The organism is uncultured Albimonas sp. (assembly GCF_963977235.1).
In the GTDB taxonomy this organism is placed as follows: Bacteria; Pseudomonadota; Alphaproteobacteria; order Rhodobacterales; family Rhodobacteraceae; genus Albimonas.
In genome coordinates this window covers 1-18288 of the sequence record NZ_CAXBOD010000056.1, presented here as the reverse complement: position 1 = coordinate 18288, position 18288 = coordinate 1, and the positions used below count along the sequence as shown (strand labels likewise).

The window sequence follows — 18288 nt, the reverse complement described above, 5'->3', positions numbered from 1 at the left end:
GCGGATCGCCCGCGTCGTGGTCGATGCCGTGGCGGCTCACCGGCGCCTCCCCGAAAAGCGGATGCGGGGGTCGAGCACGGCCAGCAGCAGGTCCGAGACCAGCATCCCCAGCAGCGTCAGCACCGAGACGAACAGCAGGATGAAGCCCGAGAGGAAGTAGTCCTGGCTGCGCAGCGCCGAGAGCAGGATCGGCCCGATGGTCTGCAGCCCCATGACCAGCGACACCAGCACCGAGCCCGAGACGAGGCTCGGCAGCAGGTTGCCGATGTCGGCCACGAACGGGTTCAGCGCCATGCGCAGCGGGTAGCGGGTGATCGTGGCGACCTTGCCCACGCCCTTGGCGCGCGCGGTGGTCACGTAGGGCTTGCCGAGTTCGTCGAGGAGGTTGGCGCGCAGGCGGCGGACCATGGCGGCCATGCCGGACGTGCCGATGACGATGATCGGCACGATCATGTGGAGCATGATGTCGCCGAGCTTCTCGAAGCTCATCGGCTGGTCGACGTAGGACTTGTCCATCAGACCGCCGACCGGCAGGCCGAACCACTGCGCGCCCTTGTGGTAGAGGATCAGCGCCAGCAGGAAGTTGGGCGTGGCGAGCCCGATGTAGCCCACGAAGGTGGCGGTGTAGTCGATCCAGGAGTTGGCCTTGACCGCCGCGATCGCGCCCAGCGGCAGGGCCACGATGTAGACGAAGAGGATGGTGAAGAAGTTCAGGGCGATGGTCATCCACAGCGCCTCGCCGACGATGGCCGAGACGGGCTGGTCGAGCTCGAAGCTCCAGCCGAGGTTGCCCTGCAGGATGCCCGAGAAGCCCTGCGGTCCGGGCCAGAAGCCCATCCAGATCAGGTACTGCTCCCACATCGGGCGGTCGAGCGCGTATTCCTTCATCAGGAACTCGGCCTTGGCGACCGAGGCGCTTTCGCCCGAGGCGCGCAGCTGCTGGATCTGGTTGGAGAGCACGTCGCCCGGCGGCAGGTTGACGATCCAGAACACCAGCATCGAGACCAGCAGCAGGGTCCACAGCATCGTCCAGCAGCGCTTGAGGACGTAGCGGCCCATCAGCAGACCTCCCGAGCGGGGACGGCGGGACGGGCGCTCGCGCTGCGCGCGTCGCCCCGCCCACCGTCCCCAAGGCGCCCGGAGCGTGCGGGCGCGGCGCGGGCGGCCGGCGCCGCGGAGCGCAACGCGGACGGCGCCGCATATCGGGGCTCGGACCGCGCCGGAGCGGCGGGGCGGACGGTCCGGCGCGAGGCGGCCGGGCAGGGGAGGCCGGGGGCGGAGGACATCATTCGACGAAGAAGAACTCGTCGATGCGGTGCACGCCCAGGTGGGCGCCCGGCTCCCAGGCGTAGATCGCCTGCTTGGGGACGTTGCGCAGCCGGTTCGAGACGATGATCGGCTGCGGCGCCGCCGAGACCAGCCCGATGGCGAAGATCTGGTCGGCGTGGATGTCGAGCATCTCGTTCCACACGGCCGCCTGGTTCTCCTCGTCGGGCGAGGCCTGCCACTGGTGGTAGAGATCCAGCAGGCGCTTGGCGGGCTCGATCTGGGGCGGCTCGCCGGCGCCTTCCTTGGTCTGCCAGTACTGGCCCCACATAGGCCAGGAGAAGTTGGCCTGGTCCACCGGCGCCAGGTCGTCGGGCGGCGAGGAGGCGGTGGGGATGCCGTTGTTCCAGCCGTACCACACCGGCATCATCGAGGCGCCCTGGTAGGCCGAGTTGCGCAGGATGTCGCGATCGAGCGGACGGAAGATCAGCCGCGCGCCGACCAGGCGCCAGCTCTCGGCCACCAGCTCGAGGGCGTCGGATTCCTCGGTCCGCTCGCCCGCCGTCTCGACCACCAGCTCCAGCCGGCGGCCGTCGGGCAGCAGCCGGGTGCCGTCGCCGTCCTTCTTGTCGAGCCCCAGCGCGTCGAGCATCGCGTTGGCGCGGTCGATGTCGTACTCGGCCCAGGCCTTGGCGCGCGCCTCGGTGAAGAACGGGCTCTGCTCCAGCGGGGCGACCGCGCGCTCCTTCGCGAGACCGTAGAACAGGCTCTTGTTGATCGCGCGACGGTCGACGGCCAGCGACAGGGCGCGGCGGAAGTCGGCGGTGCGGAAGAGCTCCTGGAAGCCGGGATCCTCGTAGTTGAGGTTGGGGTAGAGCGCGATCTCGGAGGCGGCGCCGTTGGTCCACAGGTAAGTGGTGTAGTTGCCGGTCTTCTCGCCCTTCTTGAGCACGGGCGCGTCGGAGAAGGTCAGCGTGCGGATCTGCAGATCGCTCTCGCCCAGCGTGACCTTGGAGGCGACGAGGCCCGAGGCCGCGATCTCGGCCTCGACCTCGTCGATGTAGGGCAGCTGCACGCCCTGCGTGTCGACGCGGTGATAGTAGGGGTTGCGCGCGAGGATGTAGCGCTGGCCGTTCGGCTCGGTCGTGTTGATCCAGGGCTGCAGGGTCGGCAGCGCCGGATTGTCGAAGTTGTACATGTTGTCCAGCTTGTTGTGCAGCTGGGCCCAGTTCCGCGAGCGGGTGCGGCGGAGCATCCCCGCCAGCTCGTCCTTGTCGGTGTAGTCCTCGTGGAACTGCTTCATGAAGTGCGAGGGGCGGTAGATGAAGGGCGGGCGCGCCTGCGCCAGCGCCGGCAGGAAGCGCGGGTTGGGGGTGGCCCACTCGAACCGGATCTCGGTCTCGGAGACCACCGTGACGTCGGGCGCCTTGCCGTCGACCAGCAGCAGGGCGGGGGGACCCGCGGGCACCAGCTGCTCGTTGTTGGCCACGTCCTCCCACCAGTAGCGGAAATCCTCGGTGGTGAAGGGGGCGCCGTCGGACCACTTGTGACCGCGGCGCAGGTGGAGGGTGAAGATCCGCCCTTCCTCGACCACCACGTCGCGCAGGAGGTCGGGCTCGAGATTGTAATCCTGGTCGAAGCCGACCAGCCGCGCGTAGCCGTAGACCACCATGTAGCGGATGTCGCGGGCGCGGGTGAAGATCGTGCGCAGGCGCCCGCCCGCCTGGCCCAGCGCGCGGCCCTTGGCCTCGAGGTCGACCACCAGCGGCTCCTGGGGCAGGCGCTCGGAGACGGGGGGCAGCTCGCCGGCGTCGACCCGGGCCTGCAGCGAGGCGGACTCGCGGGGCGCCTGGGCCAGCGCCCGGCCGGCTGCGAGCGCGAAGATCGAGGCGGCGGCGCCGACCAGGCCCTGGCGGCGGGTGAGCGCGAAGCTCGGCGTGCGGGGGGAGCGGGTCATGCGGCGCACCTTACGAAATGTCCGGGCTCGACTTCCAGCAATCCGGGCGCCGCGTCGTCCGCGCCATAGCCGAAGGGCTCCGGCCAGGTGTCGGGCGCGCCGGCGCCGCGCGCGACGGCGGCAAGGTCGAGGCGACGGGAGAGGTCGGGTTCGGGCGACGCCGCGATCAGCGCCTGGGTGTAGGGATGCTTGGGGTCCTGGAACAGCAGCGACGCGGGCCCCTGCTCGACGATCCGGCCGCGGCGCATCACCGCCACCCGGTCGGCGAGATCGGCCACCACCGTCAGGTCGTGGCTGATGAACAGGTAGCTCAGTCCCAGGTCGTCGCGCAGGTCCTTGAGCAGCGCCAGCACCTGCGCCTGAACCGAGACGTCGAGCGCGCTGGTCGGCTCGTCGCAGACCAGCAGCTCGGGCTGCAGGGCCAGCGCCCGGGCGATCGAGATGCGCTGCCGCTGGCCGCCCGAGAAGGCGTGGGGGAAGCGCGAGAGATGCTCGGGGCTCAGCCCCACCTGGCGCATCAGGTCGGCCGCGCGTTCCCGCCGCTCGCGGTCGGCGCCGCGGTGGTGGACGCGCAGCGGCTCGGTCAGGATGTCCATCACCGCCATGCGCGGGCTGAGCGAGGCGTAGGGGTCCTGGAAGACGATCTGCACCTTGGAGCGGAAGTTCTTCAGCGCCTGGCCCGAGAGCTGGGTGACGTCCAGCGTCTCGCCGTCGGCGCCCTTGAAGCCGATCTCGGCGCCGCCGTCGGGCTCCTCGGCGCGCAGCATCAGCTTGGCGATGGTGGACTTGCCCGAGCCGCTCTCGCCCACGATGGCCAGCGTCTCGCCGCGGCCGACAGCGAGCTGCACGTCCTGCACCGCCCTGACCTCGGCGGCGGGCGGGCCGAAGCTCTTGCGGCGGCCGGGGTAGGTCTTGGAGAGGCCGCGGGCCCAGAAGATCGGGTCCTCGACCCCGCCGCGGCGCACCGGCTTGCCCTCGGGCAGCTCCGGGGCGGCGGCGATCAGGGCGCGGGTGTAGCCATGGCCCGGACGCTCGAGGATGTCGGCGACGGGGCCGGCTTCAACCACGCGGCCCTTGCGCATCACGGTCACCCGGTCGGCCATGTTGGCGACCACGCCCAGGTCGTGGGTCACCAGGATCACCGAGAGGCCCATCTCCTGCTGGAGCTGCTTGATCAGGTCGAGCACCTGCGCCTGGGTGGTGACGTCGAGCGCGGTCGTCGGCTCGTCCGCGATCAGCAGGTCGGGTCTGCAGACCATCGCCATGGCGATCATCGCGCGCTGGCGCAGGCCGCCCGAAAGCTCGAACGGATAGGCCGACCAGGCGCGCTCGGGGTCGGGGAAGCCGACCTGGGCGAAGATCTCGAGGCAGCGCTCCTTGGCCGCCTTGCCGCGCAGGGAGGTGTGCAGGCGCACCCCCTCCTCGGTCTGGGCGCCGATGGTGTGCAGCGGGGAGAGGGAGCTCATCGGCTCCTGGAAGATCATCGAGATGCGCCCGCCCCGGATCGCGCGCAGCTCGGAGCCGCGCAGCGACATCAGGTCGACGGGGTCCCGGTCGGGAAGGTGGAAGCGGGCGACGCCGCGGGTCACGTAGGCGCCCTTGGGCAGGATTCGCAGCAGCGCCTTGCCAGAGACGGTCTTGCCCGAGCCGCTCTCGCCCACGATGGCCAGCGTCTCGCCGCGGCGCACCGAGAAGGCGACGTCGGAGACGACCTCCATCGCCAGGCGCCCGCGCCCGAAAGCGACCGTCAGGCCCGACACCTCGAGCAGCGGAGGACGGGAGTCGCGCCCGTCCGGCGCGCTTTCGCCCGTTGCGCCATCGACGGACGCGCGACCGGGAGCGGCGGCGGCCTCGGCGGGCCGGCCGTCAGGCGTCTCGGGCGGTTCGGTCCCCACGTTTCCTCCCTCTCGCCAAGCCGTTGCGCGGGCCGAGCATGGCCGCCTCGGCGCCGCAGGGCAACAGCTTTGATGAACGTTGCGGCCGGCCGCAGCGTCAGCTTTGCTCAGAACGTGAAGGAATAGGCCAGCAGCGGGCCGTCGTAGGCGACCGAGTCGACATAGCGGCTGGCCGAGCCCAGCTCCCAGTCGACATGCCGCCATCCCGCGGTCAGCCGGTGGGGGCCCCGCGTCCAGGCGAGGCCGGCGAACACCTCCCAGGTGAAGTCGGATTCGCCCGCGCCGGCGCCCACCACGAAGGGCAGGGACCAGGACTCGGTCAGCGCGATCTCGCCCCGCGCGCCGACCAGCGCGTCGAGCGCGGTGTCCTCGACCGAGATCTGGTAGGAGCGCCCGTCCGAGGCGTCGGCGCCGAACTTCGTGTCAAAGCGCGTCCAGCGCAGGGCGAGCGTGCCGAACACGGTGGCGCGCGGCGTCTCGACCAGCCGCCAGCCGATCTGCGGCTTGACGAAGGTGGTCGTGGTGTCGAGCCCCGCCCCCACCGTCAGCTGATCGGGGGAGGCGGGCTCTCCGGCAGCCGGGGGCAGGGTGGCGCGCCCGGACTTGGAGACGTCGACGTAGAAGCCTTCGACCCCCAGCAGCAGGTCGCCGCGGCGGTGGATCGCCTCGCCCATGAAGCCGAAGTCGAGGTTCTCGATCACGGTCATCGAATCCACCTCGACCGAGGCGCCGCCGGCGAGGTTCTCGGTGACCGCGGCGGCCCAGAGATAGGTCGTCAGCGTGGTCTGCGAAGCCGGCGTCTCCTGGCCGCGGGCCGCCGGCGCGGCGATGGCGACGGCCACTCCCGCCGCGAGCCCCGAGGCGAGGGCCGCGGGGCGGAGGGGACGGGTGGACGGACGAAGGGTCATGGAAACGCTCCCCGGAACAGGCTCGCGCCCGAGGCGCCGGAAGCGGAAAGGGCGAGGCCGCGATTTCGCGAGCCTGCCCGCCCCGTCTCCCGCGCGCAAGCGCAGTTGCCGCCCGCGCGCAAGCGCAGTGTGCGCCAGCGGCAGTCCCGCCTCAGGCGAGCGCCAGCACCTCGTCGAGCGCGCTTTCCAGAAGGGCGAGCTCCGCGGGGCCCGAGAACCGGTGGTCGGCGCCCTTGACCAGCGTCAGCCGCAGGTCCGGGCTCTCGGCGTGGTCGAGCAGCTTCAGCGCCCAGTCCAGCGGCACGTCCTCGTCCGCCGTGCCCTGCAGAAGCCGCACCGGGAAGGGCAGGTCGAGGGGCGCGCGCAGCACCAGGTGGGCGCGCCCGTCCTCGATCAGCTTCTGGGTGATCACGTAGGGCGCGTCGGAATAGTCGGAGGGCAGCTCGACCCGGCCGGTCGTGGCCATCTCGGCCTTCTGGTCGTCCGTGAAGGCCGCCCACATGCCGTCCTCGGTGAAGTCGGGGGCGGCGGCGACGGTGACCAGGCCCGCCAGCCGCTCGGGCCGGGCGCGGGCGGTCAGCAGGCTGATCCAGCCGCCCATCGAGGAGCCGATCAGGATCTGCGGGCCGTCGGTCAGCGCATCGAGCGCATCGAGCGCGTCGCGCGCCCAGTCGCCGATGCAGCCCTCCTCGAAGTCGCCCGAGCTCTGCCCGTGGCCGGTGTAGTCGAAGCGCAGGAAGGCCAGGCCCCGGGCGCGGCAGGCGTCCTCGAGGAAGGTCGCCTTGGTCCCGGTCATGTCGGACTTGAAGCCGCCGAGGAACACCACGCCGGGCCGGGTGACGGGACGGCCGGCGTCGGGCGACTCGTCGCTCGCGAGGGTCCTGTGGTATGCGATCTTGCGACCGTCCTCGAGCGTGAGGAGATCCGGGAGGGGAGACGGGTTGGTCATGGATGGAACGGGCTCCGCTTCCGATGCCCAGACAGGGGCGCTTGCGGGGGCGCAGACTACCGCCCCCGGGGGCGGTGTCGACCCTTCGGGCTCGGCCGCTGCGGGCGCGCCCCGGGGGCCGGTGGTCCTGCAGCTGACCCCCGCGCTCGACGGCGGCGGGGTCGAGCGCGGCACGGTCGAGATCGCGCAGGCGATCGCGCGCGCCGGCGGCGTGGCGCTGGTCGCCTCCCGCGGCGGGCGGATGGAGAATGCGCTGGCGCGCGCCGGCGGCCGGCTGATCCGCATGGAGGTGGGCCGCAAGGCGCCCTGGGCGATCCGCGCCAACGCGAGGGCGCTGGCCGAGGTGATCCGCGCCGAGGGGGTGGAGCTGGTTCACGCCCGCTCCCGCGCGCCGGCCTGGGCGGGGTGGTTCGCGGCGAAGGCCACGGGCGTGCCCTTCGTCACCACCTGGCACGGGGTCTACAAGGAGAACTTTCCGGGCAAGTGGCTCTACAACCGGATCATGGGCCGGGGGCGGCCGGTGATCGCGGTCTCGGAGTTCATCGCCAGGATGATTCGCGCGCGCCTGCCCGAGGCCGAGGTGGTCGTCATCCCGCGGGGCGCCGACATCGCGGCCTTCGACCCGGCCGCGGTCTCGGGCGCGCGCACGGCCGAGCTGGCCGAGCGCTGGGGGCTGGTCGAGGATCCGCGCCCGGTGGTGATGCTGCCCGGCCGCCTGACCCGCTGGAAGGGCCAGGCGCATTTCATCGACGCCGCCGCCCGCCTGCGCGCAATGCGCGGCGGCGAGGACTTCCTGTTCCTGATGGTCGGCGGAGAGCCCGACTCGCCCTATGGCCGCGAGATGGCCGATCGCATCCGCGAGCGCGGGGTCGAGGGCTGCTGCGCGCTGGCCGGCCACTGCGACGACATGGCCGCGGGGCTGAAGCTCGCCTCGGTGGTGGTCTCGGCCTCGCTGGAGCCCGAGGCGTTCGGGCGGGTGGCGGTCGAGGCGCAGGCGATGGGCCGCCCGGTGATCGCCACCGACCACGGCGGCGCGCGCGAGACGGTCGAGGACGGCCTGACCGGCTGGCGCTATCCCCCCGGCGACGCGCAGGCGCTGGCCGAGGCGGTGCAGAAGGCGCTGAGCCTGGACGAGAGCGGGCGCGAACACATGGGGATGGCGGGCCGCGCCCGGGTGATGCAGCGGTTCTCGACCGAGGGCATGCAGCGCGCCACGCTGGAGATCTACGACCGGGTCACCGGGCGCGCCTGAGGCGCGGGGTCACCGGGCGCGCCCGAGGCGCGAAGTCTCCAGGCGCGCCTGAAGGAACGAGGTCGCGCCTTTGGCAGACGCCCCGCCGCGCTCTGCACGCCTCCCGCCCGCCCACCCCGGCGCGCAGAGCGCGGCGGGGCGCCGGTCGCGGCCGGCGCGCAAGGGGGCGAAAGAGAAGGGAGCCCGCCCGATGACCAACGCTTTCGAAAGCCCGTTTGCGGGACGCTACCTGTTGGAGCTGGCGCGCAATCCCAACATCTCGGTGGGGCGCTACAGCTACTATTCGGGCTGGTATCACGGGCACGGGTTCGACGAGTGCGCGCGTTACATCTCGCCCAACCCGGGCGAGGGCGATCGGCTGGTCGTGGGCGCGTTCTGCTCGATCGGGACGGGGGCGGTCTTCGTGATGGGGGGCAACCAGGGGCACCGGACGGACTGGGTCTCGACCTTCCCGTTCCACTGGGACGACGACCCGGTGCTGGGCCACGCCTCCAACGGCTACGCCCCGGCCGGCGACACGGTGATCGGCGACGACGTCTGGATCGGGGCCGAGGCGATGATCCTGCCCGGCGTCAGGGTCGGCTCTGGCGCGGTGATCGGCGCCCGCGCGCTGGTGACCGGGGACGTGGCCCCCTACGCCGTGGTCGCCGGCAACCCCGCCCGCGAGATCCGCCGCCGCTTCGGCGAGGCCGAGATCGCCATGCTGCTCGAGATGCGCTGGTGGGACTGGCCGATCGAGGAGATCCGCGGCGCGCTCGACCTACTGTGCTCGGGCGACGTCGCGGGGCTGCACGCGCGCTGGCGGGAGGGCTGAGGGACGCGCGCGAGGGTCCGGCGACGCAGGGGCCGATCCGCGCCTTTCCCGCTCGCGGCGCGAACCGGCGCCCGCGCGAGGCCCCGGGTCGGGCCCGGGGCGCGCGCCCGGTTCGACCTTCGCACGCGCCCCCGGGCCGCGGCGCGCTTCAGGCGGCGACCGGCTCCAGGTCGAGGCGCAGGGTGGCCATGCCGCGGCGCTGCGAAAGCTCCTCGTAGCCCGCGGCGCGGTAGGCGGTCAGGGCGGGGGCGTTGTCGAGCTCGACCTTCAGCGTGACGCTCAGCGCGCCGAGCGCGCGGGCGGCCTCCTCGACCAGCTCGGTCATCCGTCGGCCGGCGCCGCCGCGATGGGCGGGGTCGAGGCAGAGGTAGGCGAGGTGGCGCACCTCCGGACCCACGCCCACGCGCAGGGCGAAGAAGCCGACCTCGCGTCCCTCGGGGTCGGTCACGTAGAAGGCGGCGTCGTCGAGATCGCCCAGCCATGTCTCGCGCCACTCGCGCTCGCAGAACGGGCGGGCGGCGTTGGGGTTGGCCAGCGCGAGGTCGCTCTCGTCGGCCAGCAGCCGGGCCAGCGGCGAGAGGTCGAGCGGCGCGCTGCGGCGCAGGGTCAGCTCGGGGTCGGCCTCCGAGGGCGGCTCGGGGCGGGCGTCGTCAAGGTCCGTCATGGGGCCTCCGCGGGATCCGGTGGAAAAGGGGGCGCTCGGGCGGTGGGCCGCCTCTCACAGCCCGCGCGGGGGGATCAACCGGGATCGCGCGCGGGTTCCGCATCGCTCGACCGCTTTCCGGAGAGTGGAAGCCGATCCCCCGCGCCCCGGCCCCCGCCAGAGCGGGCGCATCCCCGATCCCGGGCGCCCCCCGCCCCCAGCCGTTCCTTGACAGCCCGCCCGCCCCCCATATGGTGCGCGCCACGCGGCGCGGGACGGTCCCGCGACGCCCATGATCCTTTGGAGAGACCCCATGTCCGACGCGCACGCCGCCCGTCCCGAGTCCCCCTCGGTCGAGGCCCGGCAGGTCACCGTGACCCTGCCGGACGGCGCGACGCGGACTATGCCGGCGGGGTCCAGCTCCGCCGATCTCGCCGCCGACATCTCCAAGTCGCTCGCCAAGGCCGCCATCGCGGCGAAGGTCGACGGCAAGCTCGCGGACCTCTCCGCGCCGCTGGAAGACGGCGCGCAGGTGGCGCTGGTGACGATGAAGGACGAGGCCGAGGCGCTGGAGCTGGTGCGCCACGACTGCGCGCATATCATGGCGCGCGCGGTGCAGGAGCTGTGGCCGGACGTGAAGGTCACCATCGGCCCGGTGATCGAGAACGGCTGGTACTACGACTTCGACCGCGAGGAGGCGTTCTCGACGGAAGATCTCGAGGCCATCGAGAAGAAGATGCGCGAGATCATCGCCAAGCGCGATCCGGTCCGCACCGAGGTCTGGGACCGCGCCGAGGCGATCAAGTTTTACGAGGCGGGCGACGAGCCCTACAAGGTCGAGCTCGTCGGCATGATCCCCGAGGGCCAGCCGATCCGCATGTACTGGCACGGGCATTGGCAGGATCTCTGCCGCGGCCCGCACCTGGTGCATACGGGCCAGGTGCCGCCGGACGCGTTCAAGCTGATGTCGGTGGCCGGCGCCTACTGGCGCGGCGACCACCGCAACAAGATGCTCCAGCGCATCTACGGCGTGGCCTTCCGCACCCGGAAGGACCTCGAGGCCTATCTCCACCAGCTGGAGGAGGCCAAGCGCCGCGACCATCGCAAGATCGGCCGGGAGATGGACCTGTTCCACCTCCAGGACGAGGCGCCGGGCATGGTGTTCTGGCACCCCGACGGCTGGTCGGTGTACCGCGCGCTGGAAGACTACATGCGCCGTCGCCTGACCAAGGCGAACTACAAGGAGATCAAGACGCCGCAGGTCGTGGACCGGAAGCTCTGGGAGGCCTCGGGCCACTGGGAGAACTACCACGAGAACATGTTCATCACCGAGATCGACGAGAGCTCGGAGGCCGGCTCCCACGCCAACGAAAAGCGCGTGAACGCCCTCAAGCCGATGAACTGCCCCTGCCACGTCCAGGTCTACAACCAGGGCCAGAAGAGCTATCGCGACCTGCCGCTGCGCCTGGCGGAGTTCGGGTCCTGCCACCGGTATGAGAGCTCGGGCTCGATGCACGGGCTGATGCGGGTGCGCGGCTTCACCCAGGACGACGCCCACATCTTCTGCACGGAAGATCAGATCGAGAGCGAGTGCGCGGATTTCATCACGCTGCTCTCCTCGGTCTACGCGGATCTCGGCTTCGAGAGCTTCGACATCAAGCTCTCCACCCGGCCCGAGACGCGGGTGGGCTCGGACGCGGTCTGGGACAAGGCCGAGGCGGCGCTCGAGAAGGCGATCAACGCGCTGGGCCTGCCCTATGAGGTCGACCCGGGCGAGGGCGCCTTCTACGGGCCGAAGCTGGACTTCAAGCTGACCGACGCGATCGGGCGGGAATGGCAGTGCGGCACCTTCCAGGCCGACTTCAACCTGCCCGACCGGCTGGACGCAGAATACGTCGACAGCGCCGGCGACAAGGTGCGCCCGGTGATGATGCACCGCGCCATCCTGGGCAGTTTCGAGCGGTTCCTGGGCATCCTGATCGAGAACCACGCCGGCCGCTTCCCGCTGTGGCTGGCGCCCCGGCAGGTGGTGATCGCGACCATCACCTCGGACGCGGACGCCTATGCGCTCGAGGCCGCGGCCGCCCTGCGCGCGCTCGGCCTGCGGGCCGAGGCGGACGTGCGCAACGAGAAGATCAACTACAAGGTCCGCGAGCATTCGCTGGCCCATGTGCCGCTGATCCTCGCCGTGGGCCGCAAGGAGGTCGAGGAGCGCAGCGTCTCGATCCGCCGCCTGGGCGAGAAGGGCCAGACGGTCCTGCCGCTGGAGGACGCCGCGGCGGCCATCGTCGAGGAGGCGACCCCGCCCGATCTGCGCTGAGGCCCCGCGCGGACCCACTCGCGCGCCCTGGTTTCTCGACCCCGCCGGTCCCCCGGCGGGGTCGTTGCGTTGCGGGCGGGGCCGGGAGCCCGAGCGGTGTCCGGGGTGCGCCGCCCTCGCTCCGCCCGAGCCGGCGACGCTCAGGGCCTGGCGCCCTTCATTCCGCGCCGCGGCGGGGCTTTTCGCGTCCGCGCGTTGCGCCCTGAGCGCGGGCTCCCAATCTCTTCGGGGTGCGCCGCGGGGGGACCGTCCGCGGGCGCGGACGGCAATCCTGACCGGCGGCGCCCCGCTGCAAGGAGAGGTCCCATGACCGTCCCGACCCCCGTCCGCGAGCCCTCCGTCCGCGAGCCTGACGCGGGCCCGCCGCCAGAACCCGGAGCGGGTCCGCAGCCCGCCGCCGACCGCGAGTCGCGCGAAGTCCCGAGCGAGGCCGACCTGCTCGCCGGCGCCGCCGCATCGAACCAGACCCATCCTCGACGAGGCGGCATCGCCGATCCGCAGGATCCCGCCGAGGCGGTGGCAGAGGATGCCGAGGAAGCCGCGCTTCTGCGCGAGCAGGCCGCCCGCATCGGCGACGGCCGCGCGAGCGCCGGGACCATCGTGCTGGATCCCGCCAGCCATCGCCGCTGGCTGGTCGCCGCCGGCATCGCCATGGCCGTGCTGGTCGGGGTGTTCCTGGTCCTCGGCTGATCCTCGGCGGACCCCGCCCCCCTGAAACCGACCCCCCTGAAACCGACCCCCCTGAAACCGACACGGAGCCTCGAATGTCCCGCATCGATCCCCCCCTCCACGCCGGTCCCTCGCTCCCTGGGGGAGACGCGTCGGCCGGCCCCTCGACGCCCCGGGCTGCGCCCTCCTCGACGCGGGCGACGCGACCGGCCGGCGCCGCCGTCCGCGCTCCGGACGAGGCGCGCCTGCCGCGCGAGCCTGCGCCCACGGGCGCGCCCGGCGCCGTCTCGGGCGCGAGCCTGGGATCGAGGGCCGGATCGGGGGCGGTGGCCGAGGCCGCCGGCGCCGGGGTCGCCGTGGCGACGCGCGCCGGGGCCGGGGCGTTGAGGCGATTCATCTGGCGAGTCGCCAAGGTCGGTCTGGGCGTGGCGCTGGGCCTGGCCTCGGCGGGAGCGGCGGCGCTTGCGGCCTTCTCGGCGCTGGCCTGAGGCTCCGGGCGGGAGACGGCGCGTCGCAAGGGGCGCAGGCGTCAGGCGCGGCGCGCGGGCCGGCGCGCCCGGGCGCCGCGCTCTCCTGACCCCCGCGCTCGGAGGCCGCGCTCAGAGGAAGACCACGTCTCCGTCGTCGAACGCCTCGGGCCCCACGTCCTTGAGGACGACCTTGGTCTGCGCCCAGGCGATCGCCAGGTCCTCGCCTGAGACGCGCAGGGTCAGATCCTCGAACGTTGCGGCGCCGCCGCTGATCGCAAGGCTGTCCTTGCCCGACCAGTCGAGGACGACGTCCTTGCCGTCCTTGCGGCCGAACTCGAACACATCCGCGCCGCCGCCGCCCGACAGCCGGTCCTTGCCCGCGCCGCCGATCAGCCAGTCGGCCCCGGACCCGCCCCACAGCTTGTCGCGCCCCGGCCCGCCGTCGAGCATGTCCGCGCCCGCGCCGCCTTTCAGCCGGTCGTTTCCGCCGCCGCCCTCGAGCCGGTCGGACCCGCCCTTGCCCAGCAGCAGGTCCTTGCCGCCCTTGCCCTCCATCAGGTCGACGCCGCCCTTGCCCTTGAGCTTGTCGTTCCGGCCCGAGCCGGACGTCTCGCGCCCCTTGCCGGTCAGCAGACCGTCGGCGTAGTCGACGTAGTTGACCTCGATCGCGAAATTCAGCCCGCTGAGCAGGTCTGCGCCGGGCTCGGTCGACCACTGGTACCAGGGGTTGTCCAGCCAGCCCTCGAACCGGATCGTCTGCAGGCTCTGGCTGGCCGAACCGTTGCCCGAGATCAGGCCGACCTCCGGCACATACTCGGCGGGCGCGCCCGTCTCGATCCGCAGGCCCTGGCGGCCGGTGTCGTTGAAGGTGCCGCTTCGATCGAACGTGGCGTCGACCCGGCCGCCGGTCTGGCTGACCTCGGCGTGCCAGGAGTAGCTCGCCAGACCGGCCTTCTCGATATCGTTCCCCGCGAGGCCCCGGACTTTCATCCAGCCGTCCTCGTCGGCCCCCAGCCCGAAGCCCGAGATCTGCTGGGTCTGGGTGTTCCACACGCCCATCCAGATCGAGACGACATCGCCCTCGTAGGCGGTCAGCGGGGCCTGCGCGCCGCCCTCGTAATAGGCGGTGACCGCGGGCGGGTTGCCGTAGACCTCGCGGTTATAGAGGCCACGCTGGATCTGGACGATCGTCGCGAAGACCTCGTTCTCGTCAAGCGTCTGGTAGAGCTGGCTTTCAATCTGGTTCGCGATGACCACGGCTGGCCCCCCTCGGCTGGACTGGAACGGGGCCAAGTAAGGGGCGTCGACCTGTTCATGGAAGAATAAGCGGGAGGAATGCGACGCATGACGCTTCGTCACTTCTCCCTTGGGATGATGCTGCGGGGCGGCGATGCCCGAGAAGGTTGCTCCGATCGCCGGTTCGCGCGCGGACGGCCACAGGGCGCCTGGCCTCCCGCCCCCCGTCTCAAAGCTGATTCGCTGCCCACGGGGCCCGTGTTCATTGACTTTTCGCGTCCGGCGCCCGATGCAGCCCGTTCCGCCCCGCCCGGCCCGGCCGCCACCGCGGGGCGATTTCAGTTCTGCGGCCGAATACGAGGAGTGCCTCGAGGTGATCACGCCGGTCCTGCCGACCTACGCGCGGGCCCCCCTTTCCTTCGTGGAAGGGTCCGGTCCCTGGCTGATCGACGACAAGGGTGAACGTTATCTGGATCTCGGCGCCGGGATCGCAGTCAACGTTCTGGGCCATGCCAACCCGCGTCTCGTCGCTGCGCTGGAGTCCCAGGCCCGACGTCTGTGGCACACCTCGAACCTCTACCGCATCCCGAACCAGGAGAAGCTCGCGCAGCTCCTGACCGAGAACACCTTCGCGGACACGGTCTTCTTCACCAACTCGGGCACCGAGGCGATCGAGTGCGCGGTGAAGATGGTGCGCAAGCATTTCTCCCATAACGGCAAGCCGGAGAAGGTGCGGATCGTCACCTTCGAGGGGGCCTTCCACGGCCGCTCGGCCGCGGGGATCGCGGCCTCGGGCGGGGAGAAGATGACCAAGGGCTTCGGCCCGATCCTCGAGGGCTTCGACAAGGTCCCGGTGGGCGACGAGGCCGCCCTGCGCGCCGCCGTCGGCCCCGAGACGGCCGCGATCCTGATCGAGCCGATCCAGGGCGAGGGCGGCATCCGGATGGTCGACGCGGCCTTCCTGAAGCTGCTGCGCCAGGTCTGCGACGAGCATGACCTGCTGCTGGTCTTCGACGAGATCCAGTGCGGCGTGGCGCGGACCGGCAAGCTGTTCGCGCATGAGTGGGCCGGCGTCGCGCCCGACGTGATGACCATCGCCAAGGGCATCGGCGGGGGCTTCCCGCTGGGCGCGTGCCTGGCGACTGAGTCCGCCGCCGACGGCATGGGCTTTGGCACCCACGGCTCGACTTACGGCGGCAACCCGCTGGGCTGCGCGGTGGGCTGCGCGGTGATGGAGGCGGTGCTCGAGGACGGGTTCCTCGCCGACGTCTCGCGCAAGGCCGGCGCGCTTCGCCAGAAGCTCGAGGGGCTGATCGCGGCCCACCCCGACGTCTACGAGGGCGTGCGGGGCGAGGGGCTGATGCTGGGGCTGAAGTGCAAGGCCGCCAACACCGACGTGGTGGCCGCGGGCTACGACGCGCGCCTGCTGGTGGTGCCGGCGGCCGACAACGTCGTGCGCCTGCTGCCGCCCCTGAACATCACCGACGAGGAGATGGCCGAGGCTGTCGCGCGCCTCGACGCGGCGGCGGTCGCGGTGGAGGTCAAACAGAAGGAGGCGACCGGATGACCCGGCACTTCCTGGACCTCGACAAGGTCCCCGCCAAGACCCTGCGCGCGATCCTCGAGGACGCGCGCGCGGTCAAGGACGCCCGCGCCGGGCGCCCCAAGGGCACGCCGGACGACGACATGGCGCTGGCCGGCAAGATGGTGGCGCTGGTGTTCGAGAAGCCCTCGACCCGGACCCGCGTCAGCTTCGACGTGGGCATCCGCCAGATGGGCGGCGAGACGATGATGCTCACCGGCTCGGAGATGCAGCTCGGCCAGGGCGAGACGGTGGCTGACACCGCGCGCGTCCTGTCGCGCTATGTCGACGCGATCATGATCCGCACCTTCGAGGAGTCGACGCTGCTGGAACTGGCGGACAACGCGTCGGTGCCGGTCGTCAACGGCCTGACCAACCGCAGCCATCCCTGCCAGATCATGGCCGACGTGATGACCTACGAGGAGCATCGCGGCTCGATCGCGGGGCGCAAGGTGGTCTGGTCGGGCGACGGCAACAACGTCTGCGCCTCGTTCCTGCACGCCGCCGGCCGCTTCGGCTTCGACCTGACCTTCACCGGGCCCGAGACGCTGGACCCGGACCCGAAGGTGGTCGACTGGGCCCGCGGCGAGGGGGCGGAGATCGTGATCGAGCGCGACGCGCTGAAGGCGGCCGAGGGGGCGGACCTGGTGGTCACGGACACCTGGCTGTCGATGCACGACGACGCCTCGGCCCGCGACCGGCGCCACAACCAGCTGCGCCCCTACCAGGTCAACGAGGCACTGATGGCCAGGGCCAGGCCCGACGCGCTGTTCATGCACTGCCTGCCCGCCCACCGCGACGAGGAGGCGACCTCCGCGGTCATGGACGGCCCGCACTCGGTGATCTTCGACGAGGCAGAGAACCGCCTCCACGCCCAGAAGGCGATCCTGCGCTGGTGCCTCGGGGCCTGAGGGCGCGCAAAGAGACGAACGGCTGGCCGGACCGGCCGGGCAGGGGGCGGCGCCGCAGGGCGCCGCCCTTTCGCATGACGGCCCCCGGGGCGGACGCCCCGTCGACGGACGCGCGGGGCGGCAGGTCCGGCCCTGCCTGAAAATCGGCGCGGCCCGCCACAGTTGGGCGACGCCGGCCGCAATCGTTTCGCGAGACAAGGGGCGAGGCCATCGGTCGGGAAATCCGTCCACCCGACGCCACGGACCCTTCGCGCGGGACTGGACCCCGCGGCCCACGGGCTGAATTACGTGGATGTTCCGGCAGGCGCACCGACGCCGGGAACGTCGCGAGGGGGTGCGCCGGGCGTATGCGCGTCTCCGCCTGCAAGACGCGTACACGTCTCCACGAAAGCAATCCAATGCAGACCCTGACCCAAGGGCGGCTCCTGCCGCTCGCGGCGGCGCTCGTCCTGACGGCGGCGCCGGCCTCGGCCCTGTCGATCGAATATTCGAACGGCGACCCCTCGGACACCTTCATCGTGACGGACGGCGGGGCCGGCGACGACGACGGTCTTGCCGGCTCCATCGACTACGACTCGGGCATGACCAACCCGCTGGGCGGCTGGGAGCTTCTCTCGACGCAGGCCTCGAGCTGCGCGTCCGCGATCGACTGCCCCAACCTGACGCTCTCGTTCGAAGCCAACAGCCTGGGCGAGCCGGCCGACCTGCGCATCGCGGTGACCCAGACCGACCTGACGCTCGACGAGGCCCTGTTCGGCTTCGACACGACGCTCAGCGGCTTCACCGGGGGCGAGGCGACGATCACGTCCTACTACGATCCCTCCAACACCGCCTTCGGAGAGGCCGAGCGGATCGGCGAGAGCTTCAGCTTCGCCGCGCCCGACGGCTTCTCCTCCTTCGCGATGGACGGCTCCGACCTGGCGCCGGGCGCGAGCCCGTTCTCGCTGACCACGGTGATCGAGATCGCCCACGCGCTCGGCGACACCCAGACCTACGGCGATTCGAAGGTGGCCGTGGCCTCGGCCGTGCCGGTTCCCGCGGCGCTGCCGCTGCTGGCGGGGGCGCTGGGGCTGAGCGGGCTGATGCTGCGACGTCGCGGCCGCGCCTGAGCCCTGCGGGCCCGGCCCGGCGCCGGGCCCGCCTGCCGGGAGGCGCGCGCGGCCGGCGGTTCCGGCGCCCTCACACCTCGTCGCGCCCCGCTCCGGCCCTCGCGCGCCGCCTCCCGGTCCGCCCCGGTCGCCGATCGGGGCGGACGCCTTTCCGCGGCGTCCCCCGGCGCGGCGGGGCCCGCGGCCCGGTCAACCCGCTCGCCGCCGCTTGACCTCCCCCTCGGCGAAGGGTAGAGACCGCGCCGCTGGAGGGGTGTAGCTCAGTTGGTAGAGCATCGGTCTCCAAAACCGAGGGCCGTGGGTTCGA

The 18288-nt window shown here is 72.1% G+C and carries 15 protein-coding genes; 8 read left to right on the top strand and 7 right to left on the bottom strand.

What is annotated here, in order from left to right:
- Positions 1-36: 36 nt before the first annotated feature.
- The 5 genes from AAC134_RS19305 to AAC134_RS19285 form a co-directional block, all read right to left on the bottom strand.
- A complete protein-coding gene (locus AAC134_RS19305; RefSeq protein ID WP_339950771.1) occupies positions 37-1065 on the bottom strand; it encodes an ABC transporter permease in 1029 nt (342 codons plus the stop codon).
- 220 nt (positions 1066-1285) lie between these two features.
- Complete coding sequence (locus AAC134_RS19300; RefSeq protein WP_339950761.1) at positions 1286-3223, bottom strand: ABC transporter substrate-binding protein; 1938 nt, start codon at positions 3221-3223, stop codon at positions 1286-1288.
- Positions 3220-4941 carry an ABC transporter ATP-binding protein gene (locus tag AAC134_RS19295; protein ID WP_339950770.1) on the bottom strand — a complete coding sequence of 574 codons (1722 nt, stop codon included), beginning with the start codon at positions 4939-4941 and terminating at the stop codon, positions 3220-3222. Before AAC134_RS19295 ends, AAC134_RS19300 begins: the two co-directional genes overlap by 4 nt.
- 284 nt (positions 4942-5225) lie before the next feature.
- Complete coding sequence (locus tag AAC134_RS19290; RefSeq protein ID WP_339950760.1) at positions 5226-6026, bottom strand: hypothetical protein; 801 nt, start codon at positions 6024-6026, stop codon at positions 5226-5228.
- Between the two features lie 151 nt (positions 6027-6177).
- Positions 6178-6975, bottom strand: a complete 798-nt coding sequence (locus AAC134_RS19285; protein ID WP_339950759.1) for an alpha/beta hydrolase — start codon at positions 6973-6975, stop codon at positions 6178-6180.
- On the opposite strand from AAC134_RS19285, the gene AAC134_RS19280 reads away from it, so the two are divergent.
- Positions 6974-8227, top strand: coding sequence for a glycosyltransferase family 4 protein (locus AAC134_RS19280; RefSeq protein WP_339950758.1), 1254 nt, complete (start codon positions 6974-6976; stop codon positions 8225-8227). The genes AAC134_RS19285 and AAC134_RS19280 overlap by 2 nt on opposite strands.
- A 190-nt stretch (positions 8228-8417) precedes the next feature.
- Entirely contained in the window at positions 8418-9041 is a 624-nt protein-coding gene (locus AAC134_RS19275; protein ID WP_339950757.1) for a CatB-related O-acetyltransferase, read from the top strand.
- A 148-nt stretch (positions 9042-9189) separates the two neighbouring features.
- On the opposite strand, the gene AAC134_RS19270 is transcribed toward AAC134_RS19275, so the two are convergent.
- A complete protein-coding gene (locus AAC134_RS19270; protein WP_339950756.1) occupies positions 9190-9705 on the bottom strand; it encodes a GNAT family N-acetyltransferase in 516 nt (171 codons plus the stop codon).
- Positions 9706-9997: 292 nt separating this feature from the next.
- Here AAC134_RS19270 and thrS point away from each other — a divergent pair, with 292 nt between their 5' ends.
- The 3 genes from thrS to AAC134_RS19255 all read left to right on the top strand — a co-directional run bounded on the left by thrS (position 9998) and on the right by AAC134_RS19255 (position 13161).
- On the top strand, positions 9998-12004 hold the full coding sequence (thrS, locus tag AAC134_RS19265; protein WP_339950755.1) for a threonine--tRNA ligase: 2007 nt from the start codon (positions 9998-10000) through the stop codon (positions 12002-12004).
- A 306-nt stretch (positions 12005-12310) separates the two neighbouring features.
- Positions 12311-12694, top strand: a complete 384-nt coding sequence (locus tag AAC134_RS19260) for a hypothetical protein (RefSeq protein ID WP_339950754.1) — start codon at positions 12311-12313, stop codon at positions 12692-12694.
- A 305-nt stretch (positions 12695-12999) separates the two neighbouring features.
- Positions 13000-13161: a hypothetical protein gene (locus AAC134_RS19255; RefSeq protein WP_339950753.1), complete on the top strand. Its 162-nt coding sequence runs from the start codon at positions 13000-13002 to the stop codon at positions 13159-13161.
- Between the two features lie 111 nt (positions 13162-13272).
- On the opposite strand, the gene AAC134_RS19250 is transcribed toward AAC134_RS19255, so the two are convergent.
- Complete coding sequence (locus AAC134_RS19250) at positions 13273-14400, bottom strand: calcium-binding protein (RefSeq protein WP_339950752.1); 1128 nt, start codon at positions 14398-14400, stop codon at positions 13273-13275.
- A 352-nt stretch (positions 14401-14752) separates the two neighbouring features.
- Here AAC134_RS19250 and AAC134_RS19245 point away from each other — a divergent pair, with 352 nt between their 5' ends.
- The 3 genes from AAC134_RS19245 to AAC134_RS19235 all read left to right on the top strand — a co-directional run bounded on the left by AAC134_RS19245 (position 14753) and on the right by AAC134_RS19235 (position 17981).
- A complete protein-coding gene (locus AAC134_RS19245) occupies positions 14753-15946 on the top strand; it encodes an aspartate aminotransferase family protein (protein ID WP_339950751.1) in 1194 nt (397 codons plus the stop codon).
- Entirely contained in the window at positions 15943-16872 is a 930-nt protein-coding gene (gene argF, locus AAC134_RS19240; protein WP_339950750.1) for an ornithine carbamoyltransferase, read from the top strand. Before AAC134_RS19245 ends, argF begins: the two co-directional genes overlap by 4 nt.
- A 398-nt stretch (positions 16873-17270) precedes the next feature.
- Positions 17271-17981, top strand: coding sequence for a hypothetical protein (locus AAC134_RS19235; RefSeq protein ID WP_339950749.1), 711 nt, complete (start codon positions 17271-17273; stop codon positions 17979-17981).
- Positions 17982-18288 lie beyond the last annotated feature (307 nt).

Excerpts from the sequence above, each read along its gene's own strand:
- AAC134_RS19300 (WP_339950761.1), bottom strand. The coding sequence starts at position 3,223 with ATGACCCGCTCCCCCCGCACGCCGAGCTTCGCGCTCACCCGCCGCCAG.
- AAC134_RS19295 (WP_339950770.1), bottom strand. The coding sequence starts at position 4,941 with ATGGAGGTCGTCTCCGACGTCGCCTTCTCGGTGCGCCGCGGCGAGACG.
- AAC134_RS19290 (WP_339950760.1), bottom strand. The coding sequence starts at position 6,026 with ATGACCCTTCGTCCGTCCACCCGTCCCCTCCGCCCCGCGGCCCTCGCC.
- AAC134_RS19280 (WP_339950758.1), top strand. The coding sequence starts at position 6,974 with ATGGATGGAACGGGCTCCGCTTCCGATGCCCAGACAGGGGCGCTTGCG.
- AAC134_RS19285 (WP_339950759.1), bottom strand. The coding sequence starts at position 6,975 with ATGACCAACCCGTCTCCCCTCCCGGATCTCCTCACGCTCGAGGACGGT.
- AAC134_RS19275 (WP_339950757.1), top strand. The coding sequence starts at position 8,418 with ATGACCAACGCTTTCGAAAGCCCGTTTGCGGGACGCTACCTGTTGGAG.
- AAC134_RS19270 (WP_339950756.1), bottom strand. The coding sequence starts at position 9,705 with ATGACGGACCTTGACGACGCCCGCCCCGAGCCGCCCTCGGAGGCCGAC.
- thrS (WP_339950755.1), top strand. The coding sequence starts at position 9,998 with ATGTCCGACGCGCACGCCGCCCGTCCCGAGTCCCCCTCGGTCGAGGCC.
- AAC134_RS19260 (WP_339950754.1), top strand. The coding sequence starts at position 12,311 with ATGACCGTCCCGACCCCCGTCCGCGAGCCCTCCGTCCGCGAGCCTGAC.
- argF (WP_339950750.1), top strand. The coding sequence starts at position 15,943 with ATGACCCGGCACTTCCTGGACCTCGACAAGGTCCCCGCCAAGACCCTG.
- AAC134_RS19235 (WP_339950749.1), top strand. The coding sequence starts at position 17,271 with ATGCAGACCCTGACCCAAGGGCGGCTCCTGCCGCTCGCGGCGGCGCTC.